This is a genomic window from Pseudomonas sp. FDAARGOS_761 (genome assembly GCF_013343155.1).
Lineage (GTDB): Bacteria > Pseudomonadota > Gammaproteobacteria > Pseudomonadales > Pseudomonadaceae > Pseudomonas > Pseudomonas aeruginosa.
Window position 1 is genome coordinate 5759369 of sequence record NZ_CP054572.1, and the last position, 15050, is coordinate 5774418.

Genomic DNA, 15050 nt, shown 5'->3' on the forward strand with positions numbered 1-15050 from the left:
GGAGTTACCGATGGACGTCACTTCCACCCTGAGTCTCGGCGATCCCCTGGAACCGGCCCGCAAGGCCACCGCCGACATGCTGCGCAGCCGCGACCACAGCTTCTCGCTGCCGCAACCCTTCTACTGCGACCAGCGCCTGTTCGAGATCGACATGCAGGAGATCTTCCACAAGGAATGGCTGATCGCCGGCATGACCTGCGAGATTCCCGCCAAGGGCAATTTCCTCACCTTGCAGATCGGCAAGAACCCGGTCCTGGTGATTCGTGGCGCCGAAGGCCAGGTGCATGCCTTCCACAATGTCTGCCGGCACCGCGGCTCGCGCCTGTGCGTGAGCGAGAAGGGCAAGGTGGCCAAGCTGGTCTGCCCCTACCACCAGTGGACCTACGAGCTGGATGGCCGCCTGCTGTTCGCCGGCACCGAGATGGGCGCCGACTTTGACATGAAGGAGTACGGCCTGAAGCCGATCCAGGTGAAGACCGCCGGCGGCTACATCTTCATCAGCTTGGCGGAGAACCCGCCGGCCATCGACGACTTCCTGGCGACGCTCGAGCACTACATGGAGCCGTACGACATGGAGAACGCCAAGGTGGCGGTGCAGACCACCATCCGCGAAGCCGCCAACTGGAAGCTGGTGATCGAGAACAACCGCGAGTGCTACCACTGCAACGGCTCCCACCCGGAGCTGCTGAAGACCCTGCTGGAGTGGGACGACGTCACCGACCCGCGCGCCAGCCAGGCGTTCAAGGACCAGGTGGCGGCCTGCACCAGCGCCTGGGACGCCGAGAAGATCCCGTACGCCCACGCCAGCTTCGGCCTGCGCAATCGCATCGTGCGCATGCCGCTGCTGGACGGCACCGTGTCGATGACCATGGACGGCAAGCAGGGCAGCAAGAAGCTCATGGGCCGGATCAAGAACCCCGACCTCGGCTCGATGCGCATCCTGCACCTGCCGCACTCCTGGAACCACTGCATGGGCGACCACTTGATCGTCTTCACCGTGTGGCCGATCAGCGCCCAGGAAACCCTGGTCACCACCAAATGGCTGGTGCACAAGGACGCGGTGGAAGGCGTCGACTACGACGTGGCGCGCCTGCGCGAGGTATGGGACGCGACCAACGACCAGGATCGTCGGCTGGCCGAGGAGAACCAGCGCGGGATCAACTCCGACGCCTACCAGCCTGGTCCATACTCGAAGACCTACGAGTTCGGCGTGATCAATTTCCTCGACTGGTACAGCGAGCGCATGCTGAACAACCTTGGCGAGGAGTCCGCCCACGTGCGCAAGGTGGCCGGCAGCTAAGCCGGACGAGGCGCCCCCTGGCGGGGCGCCGCTGCGGAGGAAAGGTCATGGACAACCTGCTGTTCTACGTCAGTTCCGCTTTCGTCAGCCTGCTGCTGGCCTGGAACCTGTTCGCCTGCTGGCGCCGCCAGCGGCCGCCGGAGAAGTCCCGGCCCTGAGCCCGCGCGCACGCCTTGCCTCCCGCCTCCGCCCCCTGACAGCCTCCCGGCAAAAGGACTAAGGTGGGAGGACTCAACCTGAACGGGCCGCTCAAGGGCGCCCTCTGGAGGCAAGCGTGGAAAACAATCCCCTGTGGGCCGAACTGGGCAAGCACTGGAAACTGGTGGCCCTGCGCGGCGTGGCGGCGCTGGTGTTCGGCGTCCTGACCCTGCTCTCGCCGGCCCTGGCGCTGACCGTGCTGGTGCTGTTCTGGGGCGCCTACGCGCTGGTGGACGGGGCGTTCGCCCTGATCGCCGCGTTCAACATGCGCAGCGATGGGCAGTTCAACTGGCCGCTGGCGCTGGTCGGGGTGATCGGCGTGGCGGCCGGCCTGGTTGCGTTCTTCTGGCCGCAACTGACCGCCATCGGCCTTCTCCTGATCATCGCCGGCTGGGCGCTGGCGATGGGCATCTTCCAGATCGTCGCGGCGATCCGCCTGCGCAAGTCGATCCAGAACGAGTGGTGGATGATCCTCTCTGGCGCCATCTCGGTGCTGTTCGGCGTGCTGATGATCGCCAACCCCGGCGCCGGGGCGCTGGCGGTGGTCTGGGTGATCGGCGCCTACGCGGTGTTCTTCGGCGTGCTGCTGGTCATGCTCGCGCTGCGCCTGCGCAAGACTTCGACCCTGAAGGCCTGAGGCGGTGGCGGCGAAGCCGGCGGAGGAAACGCGCTGGTGCCTGTGGCGCCAGGACGACAACGGCAATGCCTTCGTCATGCGCCGCGACCTGACGCGCGACGAGGCCTGCGCGCTGGTCAAGGACTACCAGGCGCGCGGGCATCGGCAGCTGTATTGGGCGAGTCCGCAGGCGCGCGACTAGCTCGATGTCCCGGCGATCCGCTCGACCAGCGCCTCCAGGCGCTGCTCCACCGCCCGCAGGCGCGGCGACTCGCCGTCGTTCGCGCCGAGCTGGCGGGCGCAGAGGTTGAGCGCGGAGAGCACCACCAGCTCGTTGCTGGTGACGTAGGGAAACTTGCGCTTGTTGGCGTCCACTTCCGCCTGCAGCAACGCGGCGGCGTCCGCGAGGGCCCGTTCCTCGCCGGCCGGCACGCGGATCGAATAGTCCCGGCCGAGGATCGACAGGACCTGGACGCCGTCGCGGCTCATGCGCTAACCGGTTGCTGCGCGCTGAGGCGCTCGACCAGGGCTTCCAGGCGGGCCTGGGTGCCGCTCTGCTTTTCTTCCTGCTCGAGCATGGAGAGTTGCAGGGTTTCGTTTTCCTCGGTGGCCTGGCGCAGCTGCTGCTGAAGCTGGTCGTGGCTGTCGCGCAGGGCCTGGTTCTGTTGCAGTAGCTCGGCTACCAGGGTTTCCAGGCGTTCCAGGGTGTTCTCCAGCATGATCTCGTCCCAGTCGTTCAAAGGGCGCGCAGGATAAAGAAAAGCGCCTGCCGAAGCCAGGTCCGTGGTCGGTTGCCAGGCTTCGGCACCCGGCTTCACCAGTGAAAGCTGCCGCCCAGCGAGTAGTGCCCGGGGTCGGCGACGAAGGGATCGCGATCGGTGGCCGGCGGGCAGTTGCGCCGCTTCAGGCAGTCATCGGCGCGCTCGGCGTAGCTGCGTTCGTCGCCGCTGACGCGGAAGTCCGGAAGGCTGCCGGAGAAGGAGGGGTAGCCCTGGGCGCAGCCGACCAGGAACAGGCACGGCAGGAAAGGGAAGAGGCGTCGGCTCATGGGGATACTCCGGTGGGTGGGGATCATTAGGGTTGCTCGACGATGCGGCGGATGGTGCCGCCGCAGATGTCGGTGAAGCAGCGGTCGTAGTCGGAACCGCAGTTGAAGTTGCCGGAGCCGCCGAAGCCGTTGTAGCCGAACGAGGAGGAATAGCCTGGTGCCAGGCATTCCTTGCGCGCCTGCTTCTTGCTCTTGCCCTGGCTGCAATAGTGGTAGCTGCGCCGTTCCGCTTCGCGCAGGCGGTTTTCGTTCTGCCATTCCAGGCGCGCGAGGCTTTCGCACTGGCTCTGTTGCGTGCGGCACTGGGCGACGCAGGTGCGTCCCGCCTCGCTCGGCGGCATCACGTACTGGTAGCGGACGGAGGGGCCGCAGCCCGAGATCAGGGCGAGCGCGAGCGCAACGCCCGAGAGGTTCAGGTGTCTGTTCATGGTTTCTGGTTGGGAAAGGGGGGAGCGGGGATCAGTCGTCCGCGACGTATTCCAGGATGTCGCCCGGCTGGCAGTCCAGGAAGGCGCAGATCTTCTCCAGGGTGTCGAGGCGGATGCCCTTGACCTTGCCGTTCTTCAGCAGGGACAGGTTCTGTTCGGTGATACCGATGGCTTCCGCCAGCTCCTTGGAGCGGACCTTGTTCTTCGCCAGGATGACGTCTAGTCGGATGATGATCATGGGGTCGTCATATGAAGGCTCTTACTTCTTCGTCCAGTTTCCTGGCTTCGCTCATCATCAGGCCGAACGAGCAGAGAAAGATCGCCTTGAGGAACTCGTAGGCCGCTTCGGAAGTGAGTCCTATCGAAACGCTCAGGACACGCTCGCCGTCGGGCAGGTCGAGAGATAGTACAAGACCTTGCAGCGTATTGATAAATGGCTGGAGCAAGAGTGCCAGGAAGGACAGCAGGCCGATGTGCACCAGGGTCCTGGCGTTGCGCTGCGACCAGCGTTCGCCCTTGGCCAGGCGGCGGAAGAACAGGCCGGTGAGCGCCAGGCCGAACGCGGAAAGCAGGGTCGGCAGGTAGTCCAGCAGCATCAGCAGCGCCCGGCTGCTCCAGGACAGGACGAAGCCGTCGCTGGCCAGGCGCGGCATTTCATCGCTCCAGGCCTGCAGGTAACCCTGCTCGCTGAGGCCGGAGAACCAGAGGTGGGTGTTCGCTCCGAGTTCGATGCAGGCCATGCCCCAGGCCAGGATGGCGCAGAGCATGCCGAGCAGATAGAGCTTGTGGTTGCTGAGATACGTGGACAGCGCCATGCCGGGTTCCCCTGTGTGTTTCGCGTCTGGATGGCGAAACTAGGGAATAAATTATCGTAATACAATAATTTATCGTCACCACGTCATAACTTGTGATCTGGCGCACAGTGCGTTCTGACCCGCTTCAGCGGATCACGCCTTCCTCGCGCAGGAGCTTGAAGATGGCTTCGGCGCCGGCTTCCGCCGAAAGATCCTTGAGTACCTGCCCGGTACCGCCGGAGGCCTTGGCGGTGGCGGCTTTCATCCGCTCGGCGCCGGTCTTCGCCTTGATTACCTTGAGCCGCTTCGGTCGCGGCCGGGCCGGTTGCAGGCTGTCTTCGGCGAGCAGTGGGTCGTCGACCACCTCCACCTCATGGGCCTCGATCTCGCCACGCCTAGCCGGGCCGAAGGCGCTCTGCCGGGCCACCGGCGCGGCATTGTCGACGCTGGCGACGAACGGCAGGCGTACCCGCAGCCGGCGTCGCTGGCCGCGAGGCAGAGCCTGGAGGACCTGGGCGCTGCCGTCTTCGACCTTCTCGACCTCGGCCAGGCCGACCACCAGTGGCCAGCCCAGGCGCTCGGCGAGGAGGAAGGGCAGCATCCCGGAGCCTTCCCCGGTTTCCGCCTGGCTGCCGGTGAGCACCAGTTGCGCGCGGGAGTCGCGCAGGTGCTCGGCCAGTGCGGGCAGGGCGTCGGCGCCGGCCGGCTGTTCCAGCACGGACAAGCGTTCCAGGCCCATGCCGAGATAGCCGCGCAGCGCCTCGGCGTGCGGGTCGCCGGCGTGCAGCACTTGCAGGCGCGGGCCGCTCAGGCGCAGGCCGAGTTCCACCGCGCGGGCGTCCTGTTCGGCGCGGCGCGGGCGTCCGGAGGCGGGGTGGGCGCCGATGGAGACCAGCGCGACGATGTTCAGCTCAGTCATGGTTCGATACCGATGAAAGGTACGTGGAAGCGGGTTCAGGCCGCATCGCGGGCGGCGCCGTTGCGGTGTGCCTCGGCCAGGCGGATCAGCGCGCGGAGGATTTCCGTCGAGTCGCCGATCACCGAGAGATCGGCGCGCTTGATCATGTCGCAGCCGGCGTCGCGGTTCACCGCCACCACCTTGTCGCAGGCGCCGATGCCCTGCAGGTGCTGGATCGCCCCGGAGATGCCCACCGCCAGGTAGACCCGCGCGGTGACCCAGGTACCGGTGGCGCCGACCTGACGGTTGCGCGGCATGTGCCCGTCGTCCACCGCCACCCGCGAGGCGCCCTCGGTGGCGCCGAGGGCGGCGGCGGCCTGGTGGAACAGCGCCCAGTCCTGCACGCCGTTGCCGCCGGAGAGAATGAACTCGGCCTCGGCCATGGGAATCCGCGCCGGGTCCACGGCCACCGGGCCGAGGTCCTCGATGCGTGGCAGGTTGCGCGCCACCTGCGCGGCCATGTGCAGTTCGCGAACCTCATGGCGGGTCTCGCTGACCGGCTCGGCGCATTCCGCCGCGGCCAGCAGCAGGCGCGGCAGGGCGCGCTGGATGTCCTCGCGGCCGGCGCCGGCGCGGCCGATGCAGCGGCCGTCCTCGACCTGCCAGACGCGTCCGGCCGGCCGTTCGCCGAGCGCAGCGGCCAGGCGCCGGCCCAGTTCGCCGCCGCCGTTGCGACTGTCCGGGAACAGCCAGTGGCGCGGGGCGAGCTGGTTCTCCAGGTTGCGCAGGGCGAGTATTCGCTGCTCGGGCGCGTAGCCGTCGTACTCGCCGCCGGCGAGGTGCAGCAGGCGGTCGACGCCGGCGCTGTCGAAGGCGCTTTCCTTGTGTTCGCCGAACACCACGGCGAGCACCGCGCCGTCGTTGCCGGCGAGCTTGCGGGCCAGTCCGAGGAGGTCCTTGTCGTGGCTGGAGAGACGGCCGCCGACCATGTCCGGGACCACCGCGACGAGGAATGCCGGTTGCTCGACCACATGCAGCGGCAACTGCGCTTCCTGCACTGCGCTGGCGCGGCGCGCGCCGCTGCCCTGCTGGCCGCCGGAGCGATCGATGCGGCGGATGCCGTTGGGGCCGACGAAGCCGACGGCGTGCGGGTTCTTGCGGACCACGCCGTGGGGGCCCATCCAGCGCACCTCGCCGCCTTGGGCGGAGTGCATGGCCGCATGCAGCGGATGCAGGCGGTTGCGGGCGATCCATTCGGCGCGTGGATCGCGACGGACGATGTCGTTCATGCGGAATGCTTCCTGTGGCTGCGGCTACCCGATCCCGCGGCCCCCTCCCTGGAGGGAGAGGCCGCTATCCGTGCTGCCCCGGTCAGCAGCGGATTCGATGTGAAGCTCGACACTCTCATCAATGCACCTCCGCCACGGCTTCACGCCGCACCGGCTTTTTTGCCGGCGCTTCCGCCTGCTCTATCAGCGCTTCCGCCACCAGCTCGGCGATGTCCTTGATCTCCGGCCGCGGCGCGACTACGCCTTCGAGCATCGCGGTGCACTGCGGGCAGCCGACGGCCACCAGCTCGGCGCCGGTCTCGCGGATGTCGGCCATGCGCATGTCGGGAATCCGTTGCTTGCCGGGGATGTCGGTGATCGGCGCGCCGCCACCGCCGCCGCAACAGCGCGAGCGGAAGCCGGAGCGTTGCATTTCCTTGACCTCGATGCCGAGTGCGCGCAGCACGTTGCGCGGCGCCTCGTACTCGCCGTTGTAGCGGCCCAGGTAGCAGGGGTCGTGGTAGGTGACGCTGCCGGCCTTGCTGCGGCCCGGTTGCAGCGTGCCGGCGCGCAGCAGTTCGTCGATGAAGGTGCTGTGGTGCAGTACCTGGTAGTCGCCGCCGAGGGCGCCGTATTCGTTCTTCAGCACATGGAAGCTGTGCGGGTCGCAGCTGACGATGCGGGTGAAGCGGTATTTCGCCAGGGTTGCGATATTGCGCCTGGCCAGGTTCTGGAAGGTCGCCTCGTCGCCCAGCCGGCGCGCCACGTCGCCGCTGTCGCGCTCCTCCAGGCCGAGCACGGCGAAGTCCACCGCGGCCGCCTTGAGGATCTTCACGAAGGCGCGCAGGGTGCGCTGGTTGCGCATGTCGAAGGCGCCGTCGCCGACCCAGAACAGCACGTCGGCGCTCTTCTTCTCGCTCATCAGCGGCAGGTTCAGGTCGGCCGCCCAGTTCAACCGGCCGCCGGGGGCGAAGCCGCCGGGGTTGTCGGTGGCGATCAGGTTGTCCAGCACCTCGGCGCCCTTGTTCGGCGTGGCGCCTTTCTCCAGGGTCAGGTGGCGGCGCATGTCGACGATGGCGTCGACGTGCTCGATCATCATCGGGCACTCCTCGACGCAGGCCCGGCAGGTGGTGCAGGACCACAGGGTGTCGGCGTCGACCAGGGCCTTGCCATCCAGCGCGACGATCGGCTGGTGCGGGCCACCGCCGTGCTCGCCCAGCGGTTTGCCTGGATAGGGGCTGCCGGCGAACTTCGCGTCGTTGCCTCCGGCCAGGCCGATGACCATGTCCTGGATCAGCTTCTTCGGGTTCAGCGGCTGGCCGGCGGCGAACGCCGGGCACATCGCCTCGCACTTGCCGCACTGCACGCAGGCGTCGAACCCGAGCAACTGGTTCCAGGTGAAGTCGCTGGGCTTTTCCACGCCCAGCGGCGCGTGCGGATCGGCCAGGTCGAGCGCCTTGAGGCCGGTGGAGCGGCCGCCGCCGAAGCGTTCGGCGCGGCGGTGCCAGGCCAGGTGCAGGGCACCGGCGAAGGCATGCTTCATCGGCCCGCCCCAGGTCATGCCGAGGAACAGCTCGGACACGCCCCAGGCCACGCCAATGGCGAGGAGGCCGGCGAGGAACCAGCCGCCGAAGCCTTCCGGCAGGATGCCGGCCACCGGCAGGGTGGCGAGGAAGAAGCTCGCGGCGAACGCCAGCAGGCTCTTCGGCAGGCGCATCCAGGGGCCCTTCGACAGCCGCGACGGTGGGTCGAGGCGGCGGCGGGCGACGAACAGCGCGCCGACGAACATCAGCGCCGTGGCCGCCAGCAGGGCGAAGCCGAGGATCCGGCCGTGCAGCCCGAAACCGTGTACCAGGATCGCCAGCAGCGCCGCCAGGACGAAGCCGCCGGCGGTGGCGACGTGGGTCCTGGACATGTACCTGTCGCGCTCTACCACATGGTGCAGGTCCACCAGGTAGCGACGCGGCATCTGCAAGAGGCCGCCGATCCAGTCGACCTTGGCGGGTCGGCCGCGGCGCCACATGAGGAAGCGCTTCGCGGCGCCGAGCACGGCAAGTGCCAGGGCGGCGAAGAGTAGGACGGGAAGGAGGGTGTCGAGCATTTCTGGTCTCCCTGCGGGACGTCAGGCGGCGCTGGATCGGCCCCCTCTCCCGCTTGCGGGAGAGGGGGGGGCCGGCCGTGCCGGTCGGATGCCACGAGGCGTGTCTTAGAAATCCTTGCACAAGCGCAGCGCGTCATAGATCGCCGCATGGGTGTTGCGCTGGGCCACGCAGTCGCCGATGCGGAACAGCAGGTAGCCTTCGCCGGGCTGGTCCAGGCAGGGCTGCGGCTGGATCGCGAACAGCGCCTCGACGTCGATCTGGCCCTTGTTCCGCGAGCCCTGCTTGAGCGCGTAGTAGAGGCTCTCGTCGGGGCGCACGCCGTTCTCCACCACCACCTGGTCGACCACCCGCTCTTCCCGCGCGCCGGTGTATTCGTTCTCCAGCACCGCAACCAGCTTGTCGCCCTCGCGGTAGACCTTCTCCAGCATGAGGTCGCCGGTCATGATCACTTCCTTGGGATACATGCTGCGGTAGTAGGTGGGGAAGGTGGTGCCGCCGATGGCCACGCCCGGCTTGATGTCGTCGGTGACGATCTCCACCTGGGCGCCCTTGTCGGCGAGGAAGTCCGCCACCGACATGCCGCTGAACTCGCAGATGGTGTCGTAGACCAGCACGTTCTTGCCTGGCTCGACCGTGCCGTCGAGCACGTCCCAGCTGCTCACCACGAGGCCGTCGGCGGCGCCCCAGTGTTCGTTCTGCTCGAGGAACGGATGTCCGCCGTTGGCCAGCACCACCACGTCCGGGCGCAGGTCGAGGATGGTCTCGGGGTCGGCCGCGGTGCCCAGGCGCAGGTCGATGCCCAGGCGCGCCAGCTCCAGTTGGTACCAACGGGTGATGCCGGCGATCTGGTCGCGTTGCGGCGCCTTGGCGGCGGTGGTGATCTGGCCGCCGAGCTGCTCCTTCTTCTCGAACAGGGTCACGTCGTGGCCGCGCTCGGCCGCCACGCGGGCCGCTTCCATCCCGGCCGGCCCGCCGCCGACCACCACCACCTTGCGCTTCGGTCCGGCGGACTTCTCGATGATGTGCGGCACGCCCATGTATTCGCGGGAGGTCGCGGCGTTCTGGATGCACAGCACGTCCAGGCCCTGGTACTGGCGGTCGATGCAGTAGTTGGCGCCGACGCACTGCTTGATCTGGTCGACCTGGCCCATCTTGATCTTGGCGATCAGGTGCGGGTCGGCGATGTGCGCGCGAGTCATGCCGACCATGTCCACGTAGCCGCCTTCGAGGATGCGCGTAGCCTGGTTCGGATCCTTGATGTTCTGCGCGTGCAGCACCGGCACGTCGACCACTTCCTTGATGCCGGCCGCCAGGTGCAGGAACGGCTCCGGCGGGAAGGTCATGTTGGGGATGACGTTGGCCAGGGTGTTGTGGGTGTCGCAGCCGGAGCCGACCACGCCGATGAAGTCGAGCATGCCGGTATCGCTGTAGTACTTGGCGATCTGCTTCATGTCCTCGTGGGACAGGCCGTCCGGGTGGAACTCGTCACCGCAGATGCGCATGCCGACGCAGAAGTCCTCGCCGACCTCGGCGCGCACCGCCTTGAGCACCTCGAGGCCGAACTTCATGCGCCCCTCGAAGCTGCCACCCCATTCGTCGGTGCGCTTGTTGACCCGTGGGCTCCAGAACTGGTCGATCATGTGCTGGTGCACGGCGGACAGCTCGACACCGTCCAGGCCGCCTTCCTTGGCGCGGCGGGCGGCCTGCGCGTAGTTGCCGATGACCCGCCAGATCTCCTCCACCTCGATGGTCTTGCAGGTGGCGCGGTGCACCGGCTCGCGGATACCCGACGGCGACATCAGGGTCGGCCAGTGGTAGCCGTCCCAGCGCGAACGGCGCCCCATGTGGGTAATCTGGATCATGATCTTGGCGCCGTGCTTGTGCATGGCGTCCGCCAGGTTCTGGAAGTGCGGGATGATCCGGTCGGTGGACAGGTTCACCGAACTCCACCACTGCTGCGGGCTGTCGATGGCGACCACCGAGGAGCCGCCACAGATGGCCAGGCCGATGCCGCCCTTGGCCTTTTCCTCGTAGTACTTCACGTAGCGCTCGGTGGTCATCCCGCCGTCGGTGGCGTAGACCTCGGCGTGGGCGGTGGAGAGCACGCGGTTGCGGATGGTCAGCTTGCCGATCTGGATCGGCTGGAACATTGCTTCGAAGGCCATGACCCTTTCCTCGGCTTACAGGGGTTTGACGACGAACAGGCCGTCTTCGTGACCGTCCTCGGCGCCGCTGTAGACCTGTTCGGCCACGGTGCGCAGGCTGCTGCCGCGGGCGGCGAGGATCTGGTCCATGGCGCCGGCGAACCAGCCGGTGAACATGTAATCGACCTTGCGATTGACCTTGCCGTAGACGTAGACGAAGGCGGAGTGCCGCAGGCGGACCTCGGCGGTGCCTTCCTCGAGGTTGATCCGCTCGATCTCGAACAGGCCCCAGCCGCGCTGGGACAGGCGCTTCATGTAGTGCTCGAACACCGCCACGCCCTCCAGGCCGTGACATTCGGCTTCCTTCTCGCACCAGTGCCAGGCGGACTTGTAGCCGGCCTTGTAGAGGATCTCGGCGTAGGCGTCGGCGCCCAGCACTTCCTCGATGCCCATGTGGTTGTTGACGAAGAAATGTCGCGGTACGTAGAGCATCGGCAGGGCGTCGGTGGTCCAGACGCCGGTCTCGCTGTCGACCTCGATGGGCAGTTGGGGGGCATGTTTGGCCATGGTGTAAGCTCCGATTCTTTTGACTCCCTCTCTCCCTTCGGGGAGAGAGGCGGGGAGAGGGAAGATGGGTGCGATGCAATGCCCCTCCCTGGAGGGAGAGGCGACGAGTCGGGAATGGGCCGGGAGTTACTCGCCCCAGACGTCGCGCAGGACCCTTACCCAGTTCTCGCCCATCACCTTGCGCACCACGCGCTCGGGCATGCCGCGCTCGAGCAGGGTCTCGGTGAGGTTGGGGAATTCGCCGACGGTGCGGATGCCCAGCGGGTTGACGATCTTGCCGAAGTTGGTCAGGCGCCGGGCGTAGCCCTTGTCGTGGGTCAGCCACTCGAAGAAGTCGTGGCCGTGGCCCTGGGTGAAATCGGTGCCGATGCCGATGGCGTCCTCGCCGACGATGTTCATCACGTACTCGATGGCCTCGGCGTAGTCGTCGATGGTCGAGTCGATGCCTTTCTTGAGGAACGGCGCGAACATGGTCACGCCGACGAAGCCGCCATGGTCGGCGATGAACTTCAGCTCCTCGTCGGACTTGTTGCGCGGGTGTTCCTTGAGGCCGGACGGCAGGCAGTGGGAATAGCAGACCGGTTTCTTCGATTCGAGGATGACCTCTTCGGAGGTCTTGCTGCCGACGTGGGAGAGGTCGCACATGATGCCGACCCGGTTCATCTCCGCGACGATCTCCCGACCGAAGCCGGAGAGCCCGCCGTCACGCTCGTAGCAGCCGGTGCCGACCAGGTTCTGGGTGTTGTAGCACATCTGCACGATGCCCACGCCGAGCTGCTTGAACACCTCGACGTAGCCGATCTGGTCCTCGAATGCGTGGGCATTCTGGAAGCCGTAGAGGATGCCGGTCTTGCCCTGCTCCTTGGCCTTGCGGATGTCCGCGGTGCTGCGCACCGGGATCACCAGGTCGCTGTTGTCGCGGATCAGCTTGTTGCTGGCGACGATATTGTTCACCGTCGCCTGGAAGCCTTCCCATACCGATACGGTGCAATTGGCGGCGGTCAGGCCGCCCTTGCGCATGTCCTCGAACAGTTCGCGGTTCCACTTGGCGATGATCAGACCGTCGATGACGATGCTGTCGGCGTGCAATTCGGCTGGGCTCATCTGGCATACCCCTTTCAGGCTGGGCGCGCCGGGACTTGTGCCGACGCTTTGGGGGCAGCATATCGTCGGGGCCCGGCGCGACCCGGCCCGAAAACGACCAGGGTCGTGCCGAAAGCGTCAAGCGTGCGACCGCAACGACGGAGGGCAATGTCGCGGATGGAACAGGCGCTGGCCGCCCGGGGCCGCCAACGGGGAGTGCGCGCGCCCCTGCCGGCGCGGGTTCAGAGGCCGAGTTCGCCGAGCGACGGATGGTCGTCCGGCCGGCGCCCCAGCGGCCAGCGGAACAGCCGCTGGTCCTCGCGGATCGGCAGGTCGTTGATGCTGGCGTGACGTTCGTACATCAAGCCCTGCTCGTCGAACGCCCAGTTCTCGTTGCCGTAGGAGCGGAACCAGTTGCCCGAGTCGTCGTGCCATTCATAGGCGAAGCGCACGGCGATGCGGTTGCCGGTAAACGCCCAGAGTTCCTTGATCAGCCGGTACTCCTGCTCGCGCTGCCACTTGCCGCTGAGGAATTCGACGATCCGCTCGCGGCCGCGGACGAAGGTCGAGCGATTGCGCCAGACGCTGTCGGGGCTGTAGGCCAGCGAGACGCGCTGCGGGTCGCGGCTGTTCCAGCCGTCCTCGGCGGCGCGGACCTTCTGCGCGGCGGTTTCGGCGGTGAAGGGGGGAAGCGGGGGACGGACGTCACTCATGGCGGGCTCCTCGGTCTGCGGTGGTTTTCGATGGGAACAGCGTAGGGCAGGGCGAGCGCGGCCGAATGACGTCGATCCCACGGATCCTGCCAATCCCGCCTCGCCCCCTGGCTGTTTGCCAGGCTGGCCAGACCTACCCCGGAGAGGGCTATGATGGCCGCCACCGGAGTGGACAAGGATCGACCTCGCGCAATGACCTCCACCACCTACCTCGGCCTGCTGCTGGTCGGTATCCAGGTACTCGGCTTCGTCGCCGCCATCCATGCCGTGCTCACCGTGCGCACCGCCCAGGGCGCGATCGCCTGGGCCACCTCGCTGGTATTCATGCCGTACCTGACCCTGCTGCCGTACCTGGTGTTCGGTCGCAGCCGTTTCGACGCCTACATCGAGGCGCGGCGCCAGGCCAACCGCGAGATGCACCTGGCGGCCGCCGAGCTGGACTGGCGTCCCTGGGTCGAGGAGGCCCTGGCGGCCCGCCAGGTCAGCGGCTACAAGGGGCTCAAGGCGCTGGTGCGGATGACCCGCACGCCGACCCTGGCGAACAACCGGGTGCGCCTGCTGGTCAACGGCGAGGCCAGCTTCGAGGCGATGTTCAAGGCGATTTCCGCCGCCCGCCAGGTGATCCTGGTGCAGTTCTTCATCGTCCGCGACGACGCCCTCGGCCAGCGCCTCCAGCAACTGCTGCTGGAACGCGCGGCCAACGGCGTCGAGGTGTTCTTCCTCTATGACGCCATCGGCAGCCACGCGCTGCCGCACCGCTATGTCGAGCGGCTGCGCCAGGGCGGCGTGCAGGTGCATGGCTTCAGCACCGGCAGCGGCATGCTCAACCGCTTCCAGGTGAATTTCCGCAACCACCGCAAGGTCGTGGTGGTGGATGGCGAGTGCGGTTTCGTCGGCGGGCACAACGTCGGCGTCGAGTACCTCGGCGAGAAGCCGCCGCTGGCGCCCTGGCGCGACACCCACATGGAACTGCGCGGGCCGGCGGTGGCGTGCCTGCAGGAAAGCTTCGCCGAGGACTGGTACTGGGCGACCCACAGCCTGCCGCCGCTGATCCTGCCGCCGCAGTACGACAGCGAGGGCGCGCTCTGCCAGGTAGTCGCCAGCGGTCCGGCGGATGCCCAGGAAACCTGCTCGCTGTTCTTCGTCGAGATGATCAACGCCGCCCACGAGCGGGTCTGGATCACCTCGCCGTATTTCGTTCCCGACGAAGCGGTGATGGCCGCCCTGCGCCTGGCGGTGCTGCGCGGCGTCGACGTGCGCCTGCTGATACCCTCGCGCCCGGACCACCGCACGGTGTATGCCGCGTCCAGCCTCTACGCGCTGGAGGCGATCCGTGCCGGGGTCAAGGTGTTCCGCTACCAGCCCGGCTTCCTCCACCAGAAGGTGGTGCTGGTGGACCGCGACACCGCCGCCGTCGGCAGCGCCAACCTGGACAACCGTTCGTTCCGGCTGAACTTCGAGGTGATGGTGGTGACCGTCGACGAGGGCTTCGCCGGTGAGGTGGAGGCGATGCTCGAGGCGGACTTCGCCGAGTCGCTCGAATTCACTCCGGAAGACCGCCGCAGCGTGCGCCGCCTGCAGCAACTGGGGATGCGCGTGGCGCGGCTGGTCTCGCCGATCCTCTGAAAACCTTCGCGGACTCTGTACGTCGGCAAAACCGCGTTGGAAACGGCTTCGGAAAACTCGGTTGCCGTTCGGGGACTCCGCTTCCCCGGCCGTTTTCGCCCGGTTTCTCCAGCTCGCCAGATCGTCGGCAGGTCCTGAGCGACGCCTCTGCCGCCCGCCGACCGCGCGGGCGTGCAGCTTTTCCCTAGCCAGCGACTACAAAAATCATAATTTCGCTATTCCCCGGCTCTGAACAGAATGCGGCCATCACGCAACCGCAGAACAA

Annotated in this window: 17 protein-coding genes; 4 read left to right on the top strand and 13 right to left on the bottom strand. The window is 67.3% G+C overall.

Annotation, left to right across the window (positions count from 1 at the left end; all coding sequences use genetic code 11):
- Positions 1–10 precede the first annotated feature (10 nt).
- The 3 genes from gbcA to FOC67_RS26825 all read left to right on the top strand — a co-directional run bounded on the left by gbcA (position 11) and on the right by FOC67_RS26825 (position 2316).
- Positions 11–1300 (top strand): glycine-betaine demethylase subunit GbcA, encoded by a 1290-nt coding sequence (gene gbcA, locus FOC67_RS26815; RefSeq protein WP_003096766.1) that lies wholly within the window; start codon positions 11–13, stop codon positions 1298–1300.
- A gap of 274 nt (positions 1301–1574) precedes the next feature.
- A complete protein-coding gene (locus FOC67_RS26820) occupies positions 1575–2135 on the top strand; it encodes an HdeD family acid-resistance protein (protein ID WP_003096765.1) in 561 nt (186 codons plus the stop codon).
- Positions 2136–2139: 4 nt separating this feature from the next.
- Positions 2140–2316, top strand: coding sequence for a hypothetical protein (locus tag FOC67_RS26825; protein WP_003096763.1), 177 nt, complete (start codon positions 2140–2142; stop codon positions 2314–2316).
- Here FOC67_RS26825 and FOC67_RS26830 read toward each other — a convergent pair.
- From FOC67_RS26830 to FOC67_RS26890, 13 genes are all read right to left on the bottom strand, one after another.
- The gene (locus FOC67_RS26830; protein WP_009316004.1) at positions 2313–2603 is read right to left on the bottom strand and encodes a cell division protein ZapA; all 291 of its coding nucleotides are present in this window, start codon (positions 2601–2603) and stop codon (positions 2313–2315) included. The genes FOC67_RS26825 and FOC67_RS26830 overlap by 4 nt on opposite strands.
- Positions 2600–2833, bottom strand: coding sequence for a hypothetical protein (locus tag FOC67_RS26835; protein ID WP_003105710.1), 234 nt, complete (start codon positions 2831–2833; stop codon positions 2600–2602). Before FOC67_RS26835 ends, FOC67_RS26830 begins: the two co-directional genes overlap by 4 nt.
- 95 nt (positions 2834–2928) lie before the next feature.
- Complete coding sequence (locus FOC67_RS26840) at positions 2929–3162, bottom strand: hypothetical protein (RefSeq protein WP_003096756.1); 234 nt, start codon at positions 3160–3162, stop codon at positions 2929–2931.
- Between the two features lie 26 nt (positions 3163–3188).
- Positions 3189–3590, bottom strand: a complete 402-nt coding sequence (locus tag FOC67_RS26845; RefSeq protein WP_009316003.1) for a hypothetical protein — start codon at positions 3588–3590, stop codon at positions 3189–3191.
- A 31-nt stretch (positions 3591–3621) separates the two neighbouring features.
- Positions 3622–3828 carry a helix-turn-helix transcriptional regulator gene (locus FOC67_RS26850; RefSeq protein WP_003096753.1) on the bottom strand — a complete coding sequence of 69 codons (207 nt, stop codon included), beginning with the start codon at positions 3826–3828 and terminating at the stop codon, positions 3622–3624.
- A gap of 7 nt (positions 3829–3835) precedes the next feature.
- Entirely contained in the window at positions 3836–4405 is a 570-nt protein-coding gene (locus FOC67_RS26855) for a hypothetical protein (protein ID WP_009316002.1), read from the bottom strand.
- Positions 4406–4529: 124 nt separating this feature from the next.
- Positions 4530–5303 carry an electron transfer flavoprotein subunit beta/FixA family protein gene (locus FOC67_RS26860; protein WP_003105716.1) on the bottom strand — a complete coding sequence of 258 codons (774 nt, stop codon included), beginning with the start codon at positions 5301–5303 and terminating at the stop codon, positions 4530–4532.
- A 35-nt stretch (positions 5304–5338) separates the two neighbouring features.
- On the bottom strand, positions 5339–6571 hold the full coding sequence (locus FOC67_RS26865) for an electron transfer flavoprotein subunit alpha/FixB family protein (protein WP_009316001.1): 1233 nt from the start codon (positions 6569–6571) through the stop codon (positions 5339–5341).
- 118 nt (positions 6572–6689) lie between these two features.
- Complete coding sequence (gene dgcB / locus FOC67_RS26870) at positions 6690–8651, bottom strand: dimethylglycine demethylation protein DgcB (RefSeq protein WP_009316000.1); 1962 nt, start codon at positions 8649–8651, stop codon at positions 6690–6692.
- Between the two features lie 105 nt (positions 8652–8756).
- The gene (gene dgcA / locus FOC67_RS26875) at positions 8757–10817 is read right to left on the bottom strand and encodes a dimethylglycine demethylation protein DgcA (RefSeq protein ID WP_003110060.1); all 2061 of its coding nucleotides are present in this window, start codon (positions 10815–10817) and stop codon (positions 8757–8759) included.
- Between the two features lie 15 nt (positions 10818–10832).
- Positions 10833–11363 (bottom strand): DUF5943 domain-containing protein, encoded by a 531-nt coding sequence (locus FOC67_RS26880; RefSeq protein WP_003107282.1) that lies wholly within the window; start codon positions 11361–11363, stop codon positions 10833–10835.
- A gap of 126 nt (positions 11364–11489) precedes the next feature.
- Complete coding sequence (locus FOC67_RS26885) at positions 11490–12467, bottom strand: dipeptidase (RefSeq protein WP_003106042.1); 978 nt, start codon at positions 12465–12467, stop codon at positions 11490–11492.
- A gap of 221 nt (positions 12468–12688) precedes the next feature.
- Positions 12689–13159, bottom strand: coding sequence for a DUF1348 family protein (locus FOC67_RS26890; RefSeq protein ID WP_003096740.1), 471 nt, complete (start codon positions 13157–13159; stop codon positions 12689–12691).
- A 153-nt stretch (positions 13160–13312) separates the two neighbouring features.
- On the opposite strand from FOC67_RS26890, the gene cls reads away from it, so the two are divergent.
- Entirely contained in the window at positions 13313–14785 is a 1473-nt protein-coding gene (gene cls / locus FOC67_RS26895; RefSeq protein WP_004364699.1) for a cardiolipin synthase, read from the top strand.
- Positions 14786–15050: the final 265 nt, after the last annotated feature.

What these genes read in the sequence shown, in the direction of transcription:
- FOC67_RS26845 (WP_009316003.1), bottom strand. Translation starts at nt 3,590, where the DNA reads ATGAACAGACACCTGAACCTCTCGGGCGTTGCGCTCGCGCTCGCCCTG.
- FOC67_RS26840 (WP_003096756.1), bottom strand. Translation starts at nt 3,162, where the DNA reads ATGAGCCGACGCCTCTTCCCTTTCCTGCCGTGCCTGTTCCTGGTCGGC.
- FOC67_RS26885 (WP_003106042.1), bottom strand. Translation starts at nt 12,467, where the DNA reads ATGAGCCCAGCCGAATTGCACGCCGACAGCATCGTCATCGACGGTCTG.
- cls (WP_004364699.1), top strand. Translation starts at nt 13,313, where the DNA reads ATGGCCGCCACCGGAGTGGACAAGGATCGACCTCGCGCAATGACCTCC.
- dgcB (WP_009316000.1), bottom strand. Translation starts at nt 8,651, where the DNA reads ATGCTCGACACCCTCCTTCCCGTCCTACTCTTCGCCGCCCTGGCACTT.
- FOC67_RS26860 (WP_003105716.1), bottom strand. Translation starts at nt 5,303, where the DNA reads ATGACTGAGCTGAACATCGTCGCGCTGGTCTCCATCGGCGCCCACCCC.
- FOC67_RS26855 (WP_009316002.1), bottom strand. Translation starts at nt 4,405, where the DNA reads ATGGCGCTGTCCACGTATCTCAGCAACCACAAGCTCTATCTGCTCGGC.
- FOC67_RS26890 (WP_003096740.1), bottom strand. Translation starts at nt 13,159, where the DNA reads ATGAGTGACGTCCGTCCCCCGCTTCCCCCCTTCACCGCCGAAACCGCC.
- FOC67_RS26830 (WP_009316004.1), bottom strand. Translation starts at nt 2,603, where the DNA reads ATGAGCCGCGACGGCGTCCAGGTCCTGTCGATCCTCGGCCGGGACTAT.
- FOC67_RS26880 (WP_003107282.1), bottom strand. Translation starts at nt 11,363, where the DNA reads ATGGCCAAACATGCCCCCCAACTGCCCATCGAGGTCGACAGCGAGACC.
- FOC67_RS26835 (WP_003105710.1), bottom strand. Translation starts at nt 2,833, where the DNA reads ATGCTGGAGAACACCCTGGAACGCCTGGAAACCCTGGTAGCCGAGCTA.
- dgcA (WP_003110060.1), bottom strand. Translation starts at nt 10,817, where the DNA reads ATGGCCTTCGAAGCAATGTTCCAGCCGATCCAGATCGGCAAGCTGACC.
- FOC67_RS26865 (WP_009316001.1), bottom strand. Translation starts at nt 6,571, where the DNA reads ATGAACGACATCGTCCGTCGCGATCCACGCGCCGAATGGATCGCCCGC.
- gbcA (WP_003096766.1), top strand. Translation starts at nt 11, where the DNA reads ATGGACGTCACTTCCACCCTGAGTCTCGGCGATCCCCTGGAACCGGCC.
- FOC67_RS26850 (WP_003096753.1), bottom strand. Translation starts at nt 3,828, where the DNA reads ATGATCATCATCCGACTAGACGTCATCCTGGCGAAGAACAAGGTCCGC.